This is a genomic window from Polyangiaceae bacterium, from assembly GCA_020633205.1.
Lineage (GTDB): Bacteria > Myxococcota_A > Polyangia > Polyangiales > Polyangiaceae > JAHBVY01.
This window is the reverse complement of sequence record JACKEB010000012.1, coordinates 303,479-318,507: the sequence shown is the minus strand read 5'-3', so window position 1 is coordinate 318,507 and position 15,029 is coordinate 303,479. Positions and strand designations below refer to the sequence as shown.

Genomic DNA, 15,029 nt, shown 5'->3' with positions numbered 1-15,029 from the left:
GGTTCAGTCGGTGCCGAGCATCCGGCGCTTCCGCGCGGCAATTTTTGACTTGCGAATCTCTTCGGCGAGCTTGACCTTGTGGGGGTCGATCAAGAAGGGCGAGACGCGCTCGGTCTTCTCGAACTTGTTCTTGTACTGCAGGGCCTGAAACTTCGTCTTGAAGGGGCCGATGCGCACGCGGTGCCACAGGCCGCGGCTGGGCACGTGAGCCGCCTGGCGGTACGCAGCGTGACCGCGCTTGCGCAGATCGGTGACGAACTTGTCTGCGTCTTCTTGCTTCTGGAAGCTCGCGACCTGGATTTGGTAGCCGCCTTCGCTGCCCATCGGGGCCATCTCCGCGTCATCCGCGATCGTCGACTGACTGGCGGCGAGCCCTGTCAGGCGATCCTTCGGCTCTTCCGTCACGGGCGTCGCCGCGAGCAAGCTGCCAGCGGGTAGCGGAACAACCGGCAGGCTATCCGACGGCGGTGGCGGCAGCGTGGGCGCACCCGGAGGCAGCGTGAAGTCTTGCTTCACCAAGCGGCCGCGCTCGTCCTTCACCGCGGCGAGCGCGGTGGTTGGCGCTTCCGTGTCGCTGAGGATCCCCGGGAAGGTGACGTCACTCTCGTCGACTTCTTCCGCGGGCTTCGCCTCTTCTCGCGACTCCTGCATCAGCGCCGCGAGGGGGTCGTTTTGCTGCTGCTGAGCCGGTTCGGCGCTCTTCATACTGAAGGCGGCGACGGCAACCAGCGCTCCCCCACCGAGCGCGAACAACAGGAGCGTCCCGAGACGCGGCGAGCGGCGGCCCGGTTCGTCCTCCTGGATGTTTTCGAGATTCCGAACGTTCACGCTTTCCATCGGGTCGATGCGGGCCTCGGAGGAGCTCTCGGTGACGAGGGCAGCGGCCGCTTTTATATGGGTACTGCCCTCCCCCGCTCACGGCCAAGTTTCGGCCCCCCGAATCGATCCTTCGCGCCCGCGCCGTCGAGAGCAAGTCCGGCCCTCAGCGGAGACTCAAGCAGGCGCGTCGAAGCTGGGCCGGTCAGCCGAGGCGAGCGCCTGAAATTGCTCGGCTTTCCACTCCGTCTCGGCGAGCTCTCGGCGCGGATCGGAGTCGGCCACGATGCCGCCGCCGGTGTGGTAGTGGCCAACCTCGCCGCGTAAGGACAAGCAGCGAATGGCCATCGCCAGCTCGAGGCCTCCCGCCTGGGTCACACATCCATAAGCGCCGGTGTAGAGCCCACGCCGTACCGGCTCCAGCTGAGCGATGAGCTCCATCGCCCGCACCTTGGGCGCGCCGGTGACACTGCCGCTTGGCAGCATCGCGCTGAGCAGCATGCGGCGGGTGATTTCTGGCCTGAGCTGCGCGGTCAACGTGGCTTGGCGATGGTGAATGGTGGGATGCGTGACAACCTCTGGGCCGCTCACGAGCTGCACGCTGCCCGTCTTTGCGATGCGTCCGAGGTCATTGCGCTCCACATCCAAGATCATCGCCAGCTCAGCGCGCTCCTTCGGATCGGCGTCGAGTTCGCTTCGCAAGGCGTCATCGCTCGCTGGGTCTTTCCCCCGGGGCCGCGTGCCCTTGATGGGGATCGTGGTCACGTGGCCACTGGGCTCGAGGCGCAAGAACAGCTCAGGACTCAAACCGACGACCTGCGTCTGACCGACATCGAGGGCACAGGCGTAAGGCGCCGAGCCATGACCCGCGACCGCCAGCAAGAGCTCTACCGCGCCGCCCGTCGCGCGGTAGCTGAAGCGGCGCGCCAGGTTCACCTGATAGAGGTCGCCCTGGGCAATGAACTTCAATGCCTGCTCGATGCGCCGCATGTGCGCGCCGCCGTCGTCCGCGCCGTCGCTCAGCCGTTGCAGGCTCGCCGTGCGTATTGCCCCACGGATACGCAAGCGGCGCTCCAAGCGCTCCACGGAAGCTGCATCGTCTCCCACCAGCGAGACGCCGGCTTCCGTCACTTGGACCACGGCGGCGTAACGCTGCCAGTGGGGCAAGCTGATGAACGGCGGCGGGCGCTGTTCCGTCGAGACGTAGCGCGCGCGCTCCAGATCTCGCCGACACTCGTAGGGCAAGACCCCAATCCAGCGGGGGATCCGCCCGAGGGGCCCGAGATGCGAGTCGAGCGCCAGGCTGGGCTCCGGGTCCAGCGCCGTGACTTGTGCGACCGGGTCGCAGCACAGGTAGCTCGGACCGCTGCCGTCGGCGCTCCACAGCACCTGTACGCCGGGCGCGCCCACGAGGCTGCGGGCCAGAGCGGCGACGTCAGGGAGCAGATCCGTATGCCGGACCACGAGGGGCATCGCAGGCATGTAGCGCAGCTAGGGGGCAATGTTAGCGGTGTTTCGCCGCTGTTTTGCATTCTCCGCCCCGAGTGCCGCGAGTCGCTCGGCTCACCAATCAGGCTTGGCGCCCAAACAGGCTTGGCGGTAGGAAGCTTCATGCGGACGATGCGTGGCGCGCTGACGTTGGCCCTGGCGGCCGTCGGTCTCTTGGGATGCTCCGAAGAGATCCTCGGAGCTGGCGAGGTGAAGCTCGAGGCGGGTCTGGAGTCGACGGTGTGGCCGGATCCACCGCCGAACCGCGTGAACATCACCACCACCAGCGAAGACGGCACGACCCATGACTTCAAGGAGTTCGACGGCCCCGTCGATGGCTTCTCGTTGGGGCTCGGTGATCTTGCACGCTTTCACCTGCGCGCCAGCGACGCTCAGGGTCAGACGTTGGTGAGTGGCGACAGCATCCTGATCGATCCGCGAGGAGTCGCCGAGCGGGTGGTGCCGCTGGTGGTCGGGCGCGCGGGGAAGCTCGGCCGAGTGGATCAACTCGGAGATAGCTTCAACACGCCCGTGGAATTCAGCGGCACCATCGCGAGTCGTTACCTGTTCTCCGTGAGCGGTCGTGAAGGGCGGCTGTACGATCTCGGCTTGTGGCGCGCATCCGACGCCTTCGAGGTGCCGTGCCCCAGCGAGACTGACTGCAAGGTCGAGACGGTGTTCGTGCACCAGGGCTGGACAGCGGTTTTCATCGGACCAAGCGGCGCTTCCTATTTGGATTTCACCACAGGCGACAGCGGTTTCCTCAAGGATCTCGAAGGTGGAACCTACGCTAACGTGAGCGGCGGCCAGGTGATCACCGGACCCGACGACGAGACCTACGTCGTCGGCGGCACCCGCACTTCGTCACCCAGCGATCGCGTGCTGCGGGTGGAGGCGGACAACACCTTGAGCGTGATCCGCTTGGCTGCGGCCCGCCAAGGCGCTGCGGCGGCGTACCTCCCAGGTCGCGGGCTACTGGTCGTCGGCGGGAGCGCAGACGCTGCCGGCGCCGAACAGCTGAAGCCCGGCGCCGACGCGTTCGACACCCTGGATCTGCCGTCCGACGCCACCAGCGGCGCGGCGATCTTCGAAGCTTCCGCGGGGATCATCCGTGTGGGTGGCTCCTTCGGCGACGCACCGGCGGAGATGCTGCGCCTCGACCTCGGGTGTGCGGCGCCATGCAGCGCCGAAACAGCCGGCCCAGCGCTGGACAGCAAGGACCCAGTCCAGCTCCAGACGACGGAGAGCGGCGACATACTGCTCCTCAGCAGCGACAACGCAAGCAACGGCGCGCTCTACCGCGTAGTCGCTGAGAACCTCCCGGTGACCCTCGAACCGCTGAGCGCAACCGAGCGCACCCCTGGCCTGCTCAGCCTGCTGCCCACCGGCCAAGTCGCGCTGACGGGCGGCAGCTCCGGCGGTAGCCCAAGCACGCTGCTCGAAATCTACTTCCAGCGCTGAGCGCCGCGCTCCATGGGCGCTGCCTTTTGACGCCCCTCGCCGCTCACGGCAGAGCGGACACCAAGACTTCAGCAGCTGTGGCACAGCTACAAAGCCGACCATCGCGATGTGAGTACCGCTTGGGCGCACAACTCGCGAAGCGCATGGCAGCTATCCCGCGGAACCAGCTCTTGATGAACAAGCTGATGGTGAACCAAGCCTTCGAGAACATGGGCCTGCGCACCACGCAGATGTTCGCCACGCTGTTCGACGGCGTCGCACGCCACTCCCCCGAAGGGATGTGGTTCAAGCAGCGCGCCGAAGAAGTCGGCTTCAAACAAGCCGTCCAAGAGCGCGACGGCGGCGACCCCATCGCGCTCGGCGTCAGCAAGTAGGCTGCCTGGAGAAGCAAGGTGCTGATAGGAATTTCGCGCGGAAAACGCCGCTGCAAGCGCCTCAATTTTTGGGGGTGAGGGAGCGCTAGCTCACTCGCTGCGCAAATCCGCGACCAAACACGGTCTGCGAGGCAGGTGCCGTCGCGACCGCCCGCGGCCACACCACGCAGTCCTCGAGCACTCCTTCACCTTGCACGCGCGCTCCGGCGCCGACGATGGACTTGGAGAGCTGAACCTCAGGTGCGACCTGAGCACCAGCGCCAAGCCAATGGTCACGCTCACCGAGCCACTCGAGGTTTGCCGCAAGGTAACGCTCTAAGTTGCCGAGATCGCTCCAGGCGCCGCTGAGCTCAAGCGTCTGGATGGAGTGTCCCTCGCGCAGCCACGGCAGCGCGACGTCGCCGACCAGGCAGCCATGCTCGGGTAGCCGTTCGAGTATCTGCGCGGAAAGTGCGGCAATGCCTACGTAATCCGCGCCCCTCACTTCATCGCCGAAGCATTCGCCGCGCAGGCGCACGACGTTGCTCCTCTCCCCCAAACCCACGCTCCCCTGACCCTTTGGGCGCGGAGCCACGAGCAGCGTAAACGGCGCTTGACTGGCGAGTAGCTCGCTCACTGGCGGCTCACACCAGATGTCGCCGTTCCAAACCAGCGCCGGCGTCTCGAGATACTGCCGTGCTCCTGCCACACCGCCCGCTGTACCGCGGATCTCTGATTCAGGTACTACCTGAACATTTACCGATAATTCATTAGATATATTATTGAATTCGCGCATCAGATGATGCGTGTTGATGACCAGCTCCGTGACCCCAAAGCCGTTCAGGTACTGGGCGATGCGCCCGAGCAATGAGCGATCACCCAGGGGAACCAGGGGCTTCGGCAGCTCGTTCGTCAGCGGGCGGAGCCGCGTGCCAAAGCCAGCGCACAGCACCATCACCCGCGGCATAGCGACTCCAACCCGTGCTTCATACCTGCTGCTTATCAGAGGGCCCGCGCCCGTTGGAGTTTTGAGCCTCACGCCACGGCAACGACCGCGGATTAGGTTCGGCAAGAAACTCGCCCGGCTTCGCGACCTCATGCTAGCCGCACCTCGTATGTCAGCCTCGCGCAGTCCCCGCTTGGGCGTTCAGCCCTGGCGCACCGCCCTTGCCTTCGTGTTTTCGGGCGCAGCCAGCTTCGCCGCCTTTGCTACGGGCGGCTGCAGCACCGATGCGGTGGGGATCACGACGTGTCGCGAGATTGAGGACACTCGCTGCGAGGCGGCGGCTCAGTGCGGCATCGAGGGCGCAGAGGACGTGGATGCTTGCAAGCGCTTCTACCGCGATCATTGCTTGCACGGGCTCGCGCTCGAATCCGAGCCGAAAGGCAGCGAAGTCCGGCGCTGCAAGGCCGTGATCAGCAGCGCTGGGGAGTGCGCCAAAGCTGGGATCACGGACCCAGCGCAGTGTACGGCGCTTCAAGATCAGCAGCTCGCATCGACGATCACCACCGTGTGCGACGTGGTGCTCCAACCCGAAGACACCACAGCGTGCCGCTTCCTGGTTCCAGACGAAGAACCGTTGCCCGACGGCGGGACGGCGGGCAGCGCTGGTACCGGCGGAACCGCGGGCACCGGAGGAACCAGTGGCGGCGCAGGGGGCACCAGCGGTGGCAGCGGCGGCACGAGCGGCAGCGCTGGGACCGCTGGCGCGGCTGGCAGCGGAGCATGAGGGTGCGCTGGTTCGCGCTGCTCGGGCTGTGCGGACTCGTCGCATTGCCGTGCGGATGTAAGAGGCAGCAGGGGCCGTCGACCCAAGAGGTGCGCGCGGAGACACCCGAGGACGAGATCTTGCGCGTCGGCGCGCGCTGGCAGGCCACTCAGGAGGCCCGCGGCTTCGACTCACCACCGAGCCAGATCAGCGTGTTCGACACCCGCGTCCAGAGCGTGCTGGTGTTCAAGGCTGGGGAGAAGGCCCTGCTCGAGGGTCTGACCGCCACCGAAGACTTCGAATTGCGGGATGGCACGCGGGTGCATTGTGAAGGCAAGATCGAGGTGCACACCCGGGTGCGGTATGGGCGGCGTCAGGGCGAAGCGGCGATTCAGCTGGAGCGGCCACGGGTCCGCATCCCACGGCGCTGCAGCGGCGGTTCGCCCCCCGAAGCCTCGCTGACCCTGCCCCGGAGCGTGGCGCGCTTCGTTATGCGGGACGATCAGCTGATCGCGGTTGAGCCACCCTTGGAGAAACGCGTCTACCTGCCCATCCCCTGAGCCTGGATGGGACAAAAACCCCGCAATTGTGCGGCTCGCTTCCCGCGTTCACGCCCCGTGCGGGCGCAGTTCGAGGGTGCGCGGCGAGGCGAAGCGCTGTAAGAGGGCATCCGTGCAGAGATTCGCTCTTTCTTTTGCGCCACACAGGCTCTCGGCGCTCGCTTGCATGCTGCTCGGTGCAGCGGCGGTTGGCGGTTGCTTCGATACCGGTTCCTCCAGCGCAGGGACTTCCGCGCCCACGTTGGTTGGCGTCAACCCCGCGGACTTCCTGGGCAACCTGCCGTGCGTCGACGCGGACGGCGCGCCTCGCACCTACGTCGTCACCCTCCACGGAGAGACGGCGCCCGATGAGGAAGCAACCACGCCGGAGCAATTCGATCACCCGAGCTCACCTCCCACGAGCTGCAACCGCATCGTGACCTTCGGCTACGTCACGCCAGGCAACCGCTACACGGCGGAGGTCGACGTTTACGAGACCGACCAGCTGACTCCCCTCGCCTCTGGTTCGCGAGTGATGCTCGACGCACAGGGTAACCGTGTGGAAAAGAGCTGGAGCACCCAGTGCGGCGTAGCCCACGACGGTAACGGCGCACGTCCAGCGATCAGCGTGTCGTTCTCGACGGTTTACGTGAAGCCGTGCGACGCGTTGACCGACCTCCGCACGACGAAGCCTGCGACGGGCATCGACATCGACCTCGTGGCCCTACGCGGTAGCAAGGCATGCACCAGCGCGGAATTGACGGAGACCACGGATCCGACCATCAGCGGCTACCAGGTCAAGCTCTTGCCCAATGGCGCGGTGAAGAGCGCGACGTGTGACGGAGACATCACGCCTTACACGGATCTCACGCCTGGCACGCTCTACGACTTTGGCGTCGTGGCGCAGGGCAGCGATGGCAGCGTGGCGTACTCCGCGACGTGCACCGCCACCGCCGTCGAGAACGTGGTGTTGAAGGCAGCTTGCAGCCCATTGTATCCCGGCGGAAGCGGATTCGGAGGCAGCGGCGGCACCGCTGGAACTGGCGGCACCGCTGGAACTGGCGGGACGGCTGGAACTGGCGGCACCGCTGGGACCGGCGGGACTGGCGGCACGGCTGGAACCGGTGGCACCGCTGGGACCGGCGGGACCGGCGGGACCGGTGGCACGGCTGGAACTGGGGGCACGGCTGGAACTGGGGGCACGGCTGGAACCGGCGGGACCAGCGGCACGGCTGGAACCGGCGGCGCGGCTGGCGCTGGCGGCAGCAACTAGCAAGCCACCCGGTGGGTACGCGTCAGGCGCGATGCAGCGGGACGGCGCGTGAATCAGGCGCCGCATGAAATCAGGGCGCCGCGCGAGCCAAGGCGCCGCGGCCGTGGCGGTTCAAACGTCGACTGCCCGAGTGGGATGTTCATTTCGCCACCCGGGTTTGCGGTTTGGCACCAAGGAAGCTACGAGAAGCTTATGAGCCGCCCAAGTGGCGATGGGATGCAAGTCAGCGGGGGCCTCCAGATGCCGGGCAAAGCGCTCAAGGGTGTCTTGCTGGCGCTGCTCGCCGTCAACGTCGCCTTTGCCGTCGCGATCAACTACGGAGGAGCCAGCGCGGAGCTGTTCTACGCTTTGTGCGGCAGCACCGAGAAGATCCTTCACGGGCAAGTCTGGCGCTTGGTCACCGCGCCTTGGATGCACGAGCCAAGCGGCAACATCGGCCACCTGCTGTTTGCGCTGATCGGCCTGTTCTTCCTGACGCCCCAGCTCGAGACTCAGTGGGGCACCAAGCGCACGCTACGCTTCCTGTTCTTCGCGGGACTCATCGCCTACACCATCCAGGGCGTGCTCGAGCTGGCGCTGCCGGCTCAGTTCTCTGCGCGGCTCGTACCTGCGTATTGGTACGGCGCCGCGCCGGTGATCGAAGCCGTCGCGGTCGCCTGGGCGCTGAGTTTCCGTGGGCAAACGGTGCGCCTGTTCTTCGTACTGCCGGTCACCTCCGGCATGCTGCTTGGCTTCGTGATCGCGATGAGCGTGCTCCGGGTGCTGTGGCTGAGCGCGGCGCCCGAGGGCTTGCTCTCGCCGTTCGGCGGAATGTTCGCCGGTTGGCTGCTCGGCGGTGGAACACCTTCGCCACTACGTCGCGCTTGGTTGCGCTTTCGGCTGCGGCAGCTCGACGCGCAGGTGGAGAAAGACAGCTCGAACCGCAAAAAGCGCGTGGCCAAGTCGAGCTTTCGCGTGATCGAGGGTGGGCGCGGCAAAGACGACGAGGGCAAGGGACCCGACGGCCGCTGGTTGAATTAGCGCGCCTTCACGCTGCAGAGCGGCGCCGAGGCTTGAACCGAGCGGCGCCTTGATCTACCAGAAGCCTCGATGTCGGGAGCAGAGTCCACGCCGCCTTCCGCCCCGTTCGTCGACGGGCAGCGGCTGCTCCTAGACCCGAGCGCCTCGGAGCGCGGCTTGCGCCGCATGGCCGGTGAGATCCTCGAGCGCTCGATCAACCACGAGGAACCCCTGATGCTCATCGGCATCCGGCGTGGTGGGGAGCCTGTGGCCAAGCGCCTGGCGCAGTGGATCGGTCAGCTCGAGAACGGCGCGACGCCGCCCCTCGGCAGCGTGGACATCACCCTATACCGCGACGACGCCGCCACCGCGCTCCCGAACCCTCGCATCGGTCCCAGTCAAATCCCCGAGCGCCTAGAAGGTCGCCGCGTGATCTTGGTCGACGATGTGTGCTTCACCGGTCGCACGGTGCGCGCCGCGATCGACGCGCTCATGGACTACGGCCGCCCGCGGCGCATCGAGCTAGCAAGCCTCGTGGATCGCTTTGGGCGTGAGCTCCCGATCCAGCCCGACTACTGCGTGCGTCGCATCGAACTCCCGCGCGACGCTCGCGTCGATGTCCGCGAGACCGAGCAAGGGCTCGAAGCCTGGCTCATCGAACCCTCCAACCAATAAGGCGAGATCTTCGTGACTGACCTCCGCTTGCGCCACCTGCTTTCGATATCGGAACTCGACCGGGCCAGCGCAGTGGCCATTCTCGATAGCGCGGAGGCCTTCTTTCAGGTCAGCCGCCGCCCCGTAAAAAAGGCACCTACGCTGCGCGGCAAGACGGTGCTGAACCTGTTCTTCGAGAACTCGACGCGCACGCGCACCTCCTTCGAGCTCGCTGGCAAGCGTCTCAGCGCTGACGTGGTGAACATCTCCGCTTCGACCTCGAGCACGAAGAAGGGCGAGACCCTGCGAGACACTTTGCAGACGCTGGACGCGATGCACCCCGACGTGGTCGTGATCCGCCACTCCGCGTCGGGCGCTGCCGAGTACCTCTCGAAGAAGAGCAAATCGGCGATCGTCAACGCGGGCGACGGCATGCACCAGCACCCCACTCAAGCGCTGCTCGACGCGTTCACGATGCGACGTCACTTGGGCGGCCTCGAAGGCAAGCAGATCGCCATCTGCGGGGACATCCAGCACAGCCGGGTCGCGCGCTCCAACGCGCAACTGCTGACCATGCTCGGCGCCACGGTGCGCTTCGCGGCGCCGCGCACCATGTGGCCTGCCGTGCCCGGCGCCCTCGGCGTGCCGATCTTCGATCGTCTGGAGCCTGCCCTCGAGGGCGCCGATGTGGTGATGATGTTGCGCATCCAGCAAGAGCGCCTAGGTACCGCGCTCTTCCCCACCACCCGCGAGTATTCGCGCCTCTGGGGCCTCAACATGGCGCGCCTCGGCCTCGCAAAAAAGGGCGCCCTCGTGATGCACCCCGGACCGATGAATCGCGGCGTCGAGATCAACGACGATGTCGCCGAGTCCGAGCAAGCCGTGATCCTCGATCAGGTGGAGGCAGGCGTCGCCGTGCGCATGGCGGTGCTCTACCTGTGTGCGAGTGAACCAGGCAGCGAGCCCAGCTGACCCCTCCCCCAGAAGATCCTCGCGGAATAGCCTCGAGTCAGCAGCAATCCGCGCCAGCCCAGGTTGCCGAGTTGGCGGGGCACCGAGGAAATCGAGGCCCCCAATGGCGAAAAGGCCTGCGCTTTGAGCAGGACTTTGCCATCGGGGCCGGGTGAGGAACGTCGGCTAGCCGACGACCACATCCACTTGCGCGACGTGCTCGATTGCGTGCCCCAAGAAGGCTTCAGCGACACTGGCGAAGCTCTTCGGCAAGTCACTCACCAGCACCTCGAGCTGCCCGTCCGCCGCCTCGTCAGCCGCCGGCAGTGAGCCCAGCTCACGCTCCTCGAGCAGCTCTTGAACCACCACGGCCGTCGCCTGCGCGGAGTCGACGACGGGCACCGGATGCCCCGCGAGCTCTGCGGCCACGCGCTCGATCATCGGCTTGAGCAACGGATAGTGAGTGCACCCGAGCACAATCACACCGACCTCGGCTTCGATCAGCGGCTCGAGGTAGCGCTGGATGGCGAGCCGCGGCACGTCCCCTTCGAGCCAGCCCTCTTCAACCAGCGGTACGAGCAGCGGTGCGGGCTGCGCCACGACTTCGAAGCGCGTGGACAAGCGACCCACGGCGCGCGGATAGGCGCCTGAAGCGACTGTGCCCGCCGTACCCAGGACTCCAATCCGCACGGCACCGCCGAGTCGCTCCGCCTGGCTCACCGCCGCAGACGCACCGGGGTCCACCACGCCAATCACTGGCAGGTCGAACTCAGCGCGCAGCATTTCGACCGCGACAGCGCTCACCGTGTTGCAGGCAATCACCAGCGCCTTGATGTCGCGCTGGATCAGCATGTTCGCGCAGCCCCGCGCGTAGCGCACCACGGTCTCCGCGGAGCGCGTGCCATACGGAACACGCGCCGTATCCCCGAGGTAAACAATGTGTTCCTGGGGCAAGAGCTCACGCAGCGCGCGCACCACCGTGAGCCCACCAAGCCCGGAGTCAAAGACCCCGAGCGCCGAGCTGCGTGGGCGCGGTTTGCTGAGGCTCACACGTCCTCGATGCGGATGAACCGCGGGGCGCCCTTCAAGAACTGGTGTCCGGCAATCTCCGCCATCGCCGCCTGCACCTGACCTTCGGTGCAGCCGTGGGTGATGATCAAGACCGGCACGGCATCCCCAGCGTCTGACGCCCGTCCCTCTTGCATCATCTGTTCAATGCTGACGTTGTGCTTGCCGAGAGCCGTGCTGATGAGGCCCAGCACACCCGGTTCGTCACCCACGTCGAAGCGCAGGTAATAGCGGGCGCTGACTTCGTCGAGAGGCATCAACGGGCGCTCCTTCATCTGGATGCCGCGGGTCTGGAGCCCTGGCTCGCCCTCGATCTTGGAGCGGGCGACATCGACCAAATCCGCGACGACGCTCACCGCCGTCGGCATGTCGCCGGCGCCACGCCCGACGAGCAGGCATGGACCGAGGGCTCGCCCTTGCAGGAAGGCGCCGTTGAGCACGCCGTCAATGTTCGCCAAAACGCTTCCGCGCGGCACCATAGCAGGATGAACTCTGAGTTCGATGCGCGAGCCGTGATCGTAGCCAATCGCCAGGTGCTTGATGGTGTAGCCGAAGCGATCCGCAAAGCGGAAATCGAGCTGATCGATGCTACGAATGCCCTCGACCTTCACCTGCTCCACGGGCACCTTGGCACCGAACGCCAGCATGCTCATGACCACGAGCTTCTGAGCGGCGTCGTGGCCGTCCACGTCGAGGCTCGGGTCGGCTTCGGCGTAACCCAGGCGCTGGGCGTCCTTGACGACGGCGTCAAAGCCGATCCCCTCGTCCCGCATGCGGGTGAGGATGTAGTTGCAGGTGCCGTTCAAGATGGCGTGGACGCTGAGCACCCAGTCGCTGGTCAGCGCCTCGCGCAGCGTGCGGATGATCGGAATGCCACCACCGACGGACGCCTCGAACGCCAGGTCGACGCCCTGCTCGTTCGCGAGCTCCACCAGGCGTGGGCCGTGCTTCGCCAGCAAGTACTTGTTTGCCGTCACGACGCTTTTCCCCGAGGCAATGGCGCGCTCGACGTAGCTCTTGGCGGGCTCCTCACCGCCCATCACCTCGATCACGATGTCTACAGCGTCCTCCGCGAGCACCAGATCGGGGTCGGTGGTGAGCCACTCCTTCTTGCAGCCAGGCACGCGGTCTTTTTCTGCGTCGCGTACCAGGACGCGGCGGATCTCCAAGGGCGCGCCGACCCGGCTCGCCAGATACTCCGCGTTCTCCTGAATCAGCTGAATCACGCCACCCCCCACGGTGCCACAACCCAAAAGACCGATTCGAACAGGAAACTTGATGCGCTCAGCCACGATATCCTTCGCTTTCTGCAGGCGGGAGCCTTGCCGGGCGGAGGCCAATGCGCAAGCCCTTCGACTCGATTGCCGCGCTATTCACCGCGAAACGGAGACAAACCGCCAGTTGCTTGGTTCGCGCCTCCCGGGCGCGAGTTGCTGCTTGTTCGCGCCTCCCCGGCTCCCTCGGGCGCTCGACCTCTTCCGACGTCACTCGCGGAGCGTGTGTGCCCCCTCAGGTCGGCGAGGAGGACAGCGTGGGGGCCCGCCCGGCGAGGCTCGGGTCCGGTGTGATGAAGCTCTCCAGCCACTCGAGGCGCGGACGCAGGCGATGCTTGATGCTGCGCCGAGGCGCCGAGCGCATCACGTTTTCCCATGTGCGAATGCGCGGCTTACCCGCGTTACCAGCGAGCAGGATCGGCATGCCGCTCACTGGATCCGCCTCGTAGACGAAGAACGAGTGGTAGTGCATCTCGCCGTCGCTACGCAGGCCGTGGATCGCCACCACGTCACCCGGGCGGTAGCGATCGCGGTTCTGATACAGGTGATCGAAGAAGCGCTCGCGCCAAATGAAGGGGACGCGCTCCTCGGCCTCGAGGTCGTAGACATCGAACATCTCCGGGTGCTCCCAGGCGAACTTGACGATCACCTCGACGCTACGCCGATTGGTTACGTTCAGCTGGTTGAAGTCGAGCAAGCCCTCGACGCGCTGGCGGTCGTGTTGCCGCGCCGTCCACCAGGTGCCGCTCGCGCGTTCGAAGGTGTCGGTGATGAAGTCGATGCACACCTGTGGCACCAACGGCCGGCCCGCGTTGTCGAACACCGAGTAGCCGTCGTCGTTGAAGGTGTAGCTATCCCAGCCGTGGTTATAGGCCCAAATCCAAGCCGGCCTGAGGTTGCCGTCCTGCTGCCCCTCTTCGGTGCGCGGCTCGTCAAAGGGCAACGACTCCTCGACCATTTGCGCGATCGCACGCTGCTGCACCTGCACGAGCGCGGTGCGGCGCTTGAGCACTTGCTGCGTCCGCGCGAGGGCCGGCTCGACCTGCTTCTCCACTTGCTCGCACTCGAGCTTGAGCTTGCTGCCTTCGCGGCTCAGCAAGCTCGGAACCCAGTGCTCGCCATAGCGCAAGTCGGCGACCATCGACTCCTCGCTGATGTGCCGCACCTTGAGCTGCTCGAAGCCGAGCTGATAGGCCAAGTCACGCACGTCGACATGCAGCGGCTTCTGCAGCTCAGCCTTGGTCTCCACGACACGATCGAGCAGGAAGAGCCGGGCGCGCTTCCCCTTCTCGGCGCCGTCTGCGTACTCGTACCAGAACCCGCGCTTGGCCTTGACCACATGGATCACCTCGCTCCCACGCTGAATGAACAGCTCGGGAGACTTGAACAGGTGATGCAGCTCCACGACGTTCACCATCGCCACGGCGAGGTCGGGATCCTCCGCGTAGAAGTAGCCCTCGCGCAGGAGCAGCGCCTGAGCGATCTCCGGGCGCGTTTTTACCACACGGTAAAGCGAATGCAGGGCGAAGCCCTGGTTCGGCCCGAGCTCGATGCGCTTACGCAGCGTGGCGACCTCGGGACTCACACCGTCGCTGATCTTCGGCGCACGCCAGAACAAGATCGGCTCCGCCTTCGCTCGCGCCAATATCTGCGGTCGCTTGCTCTCGAAGGCTGTGGCGCCGGCCAGCTCCGGTTCGCGCTCGGCCTGTTGAATGCGCGCGGCGCACTCCCGGGACGGCGACTCCTGCACTGCAGCTGGCTGCAGATTGACCACCGGTGCCGGGGCCTGCTCCTGCTCGACGCGTCCACGGCAGCCGACCGCCACAAAGACGAGCAGCCCAGCCCACAAAACGCGCAGCACTACGGCGAGTCCCCGTCGCCGCGTACGCCTGCTGCCGTGTCTGAGCCGAGTCATGGTCAAAGCACCACGACCTACGGTTTTGACCCGAAAGTCTTCCATAGGCCGTCCTCTAAAAGACGCCCAGGGTACCGAGTGGCATTCCGCGGCGCAACGTTCCGCGGCTACTTCACCCCGCGCCGTCCCGTCGAGGTCCAGCTTGGTTCGCGCCGGCTCCCGAGTGCTGGAGCACGCTCGGTTAGACATCCATCTGGCTCGCCCCCTCGAGTGACGTGAACGCGCGTTGGTCCCGAGCCAAATCCGCAGGCAGGCCTCGTTTTGCCCGCCGTGGCCGTTGACACCAACCCCATCGCCGCCGTCGTTGCGATGACCAAGCAGTTCTGGTCGTCGCGCGACGCGCGCCCCTCGATCGCCTGGAGCGGGGGTCCTACTGGCGTCCACGTCCACTCCCGCGAACTCCTGGGAAGTCACGTCGTCCTCGAACAGCTAGAGCACGCTGCCCCTTCCGCTTCCTTTTTTTTGGGGGGGAGGCGCGATGGTCAGCACCGCGCCAGGCACACGCAACCGCACAGCCCGAGCAGTCATT

The 15,029-nt window shown here is 66.1% G+C and carries 13 protein-coding genes and 1 pseudogene; 8 read left to right on the top strand and 6 right to left on the bottom strand.

Annotation, left to right across the window (positions count from 1 at the left end):
- Nucleotides 1–3 precede the first annotated feature (3 nt).
- Together H6718_13445 and H6718_13440 are read right to left on the bottom strand one after the other, a co-directional pair.
- Complete coding sequence (locus H6718_13445) at nucleotides 4–828, bottom strand: SPOR domain-containing protein (protein MCB9586401.1); 825 nt, start codon at nucleotides 826–828, stop codon at nucleotides 4–6.
- 165 nt (nucleotides 829–993) lie between these two features.
- Nucleotides 994–2,289, bottom strand: coding sequence for an anthranilate synthase component I family protein (locus H6718_13440; protein ID MCB9586400.1), 1,296 nt, complete (start codon nucleotides 2,287–2,289; stop codon nucleotides 994–996).
- A gap of 138 nt (nucleotides 2,290–2,427) precedes the next feature.
- Between H6718_13440 and H6718_13435 the strand changes: the two genes are divergently transcribed.
- Both H6718_13435 and H6718_13430 read left to right on the top strand, forming a co-directional pair.
- On the top strand, nucleotides 2,428–3,765 hold the full coding sequence (locus H6718_13435) for a hypothetical protein (GenBank protein MCB9586399.1): 1,338 nt from the start codon (nucleotides 2,428–2,430) through the stop codon (nucleotides 3,763–3,765).
- A gap of 128 nt (nucleotides 3,766–3,893) precedes the next feature.
- Nucleotides 3,894–4,139 (top strand): annotated as a pseudogene (locus H6718_13430) (enoyl-CoA hydratase).
- A gap of 85 nt (nucleotides 4,140–4,224) precedes the next feature.
- On the opposite strand, the gene H6718_13425 reads toward H6718_13430, so the two are convergent.
- On the bottom strand, nucleotides 4,225–5,085 hold the full coding sequence (locus tag H6718_13425; GenBank protein MCB9586398.1) for a nucleotidyltransferase family protein: 861 nt from the start codon (nucleotides 5,083–5,085) through the stop codon (nucleotides 4,225–4,227).
- Between the two features lie 148 nt (nucleotides 5,086–5,233).
- On the opposite strand from H6718_13425, the gene H6718_13420 reads away from it, so the two are divergent.
- From H6718_13420 to H6718_13395, 6 genes are all read left to right on the top strand, one after another.
- Nucleotides 5,234–5,848: a hypothetical protein gene (locus H6718_13420; GenBank protein ID MCB9586397.1), complete on the top strand. Its 615-nt coding sequence runs from the start codon at nucleotides 5,234–5,236 to the stop codon at nucleotides 5,846–5,848.
- The gene (locus H6718_13415; protein MCB9586396.1) at nucleotides 5,845–6,387 is read left to right on the top strand and encodes a hypothetical protein; all 543 of its coding nucleotides are present in this window, start codon (nucleotides 5,845–5,847) and stop codon (nucleotides 6,385–6,387) included. Before H6718_13420 ends, H6718_13415 begins: the two co-directional genes overlap by 4 nt.
- A 112-nt stretch (nucleotides 6,388–6,499) precedes the next feature.
- Nucleotides 6,500–7,639 carry a hypothetical protein gene (locus H6718_13410; GenBank protein ID MCB9586395.1) on the top strand — a complete coding sequence of 380 codons (1,140 nt, stop codon included), beginning with the start codon at nucleotides 6,500–6,502 and terminating at the stop codon, nucleotides 7,637–7,639.
- Between the two features lie 192 nt (nucleotides 7,640–7,831).
- Nucleotides 7,832–8,659 (top strand): rhomboid family intramembrane serine protease, encoded by an 828-nt coding sequence (locus tag H6718_13405; GenBank protein MCB9586394.1) that lies wholly within the window; start codon nucleotides 7,832–7,834, stop codon nucleotides 8,657–8,659.
- Nucleotides 8,660–8,728: 69 nt separating this feature from the next.
- Nucleotides 8,729–9,313 carry a bifunctional pyr operon transcriptional regulator/uracil phosphoribosyltransferase PyrR gene (gene pyrR / locus H6718_13400; protein ID MCB9586393.1) on the top strand — a complete coding sequence of 195 codons (585 nt, stop codon included), beginning with the start codon at nucleotides 8,729–8,731 and terminating at the stop codon, nucleotides 9,311–9,313.
- Between the two features lie 12 nt (nucleotides 9,314–9,325).
- A complete protein-coding gene (locus H6718_13395; protein MCB9586392.1) occupies nucleotides 9,326–10,264 on the top strand; it encodes an aspartate carbamoyltransferase catalytic subunit in 939 nt (312 codons plus the stop codon).
- A gap of 165 nt (nucleotides 10,265–10,429) precedes the next feature.
- Here H6718_13395 and H6718_13390 read toward each other — a convergent pair whose 3' ends face one another.
- The 3 genes from H6718_13390 to H6718_13380 all read right to left on the bottom strand — a co-directional run bounded on the left by H6718_13390 (nucleotide 10,430) and on the right by H6718_13380 (nucleotide 14,500).
- Nucleotides 10,430–11,293 carry a glutamate racemase gene (locus H6718_13390; GenBank protein MCB9586391.1) on the bottom strand — a complete coding sequence of 288 codons (864 nt, stop codon included), beginning with the start codon at nucleotides 11,291–11,293 and terminating at the stop codon, nucleotides 10,430–10,432.
- The gene (locus tag H6718_13385) at nucleotides 11,290–12,651 is read right to left on the bottom strand and encodes a homoserine dehydrogenase (protein MCB9586390.1); all 1,362 of its coding nucleotides are present in this window, start codon (nucleotides 12,649–12,651) and stop codon (nucleotides 11,290–11,292) included. The genes H6718_13390 and H6718_13385 overlap by 4 nt, the downstream gene beginning before the upstream one ends.
- A gap of 169 nt (nucleotides 12,652–12,820) precedes the next feature.
- The gene (locus tag H6718_13380) at nucleotides 12,821–14,500 is read right to left on the bottom strand and encodes a hypothetical protein (protein MCB9586389.1); all 1,680 of its coding nucleotides are present in this window, start codon (nucleotides 14,498–14,500) and stop codon (nucleotides 12,821–12,823) included.
- Nucleotides 14,501–15,029 lie beyond the last annotated feature (529 nt).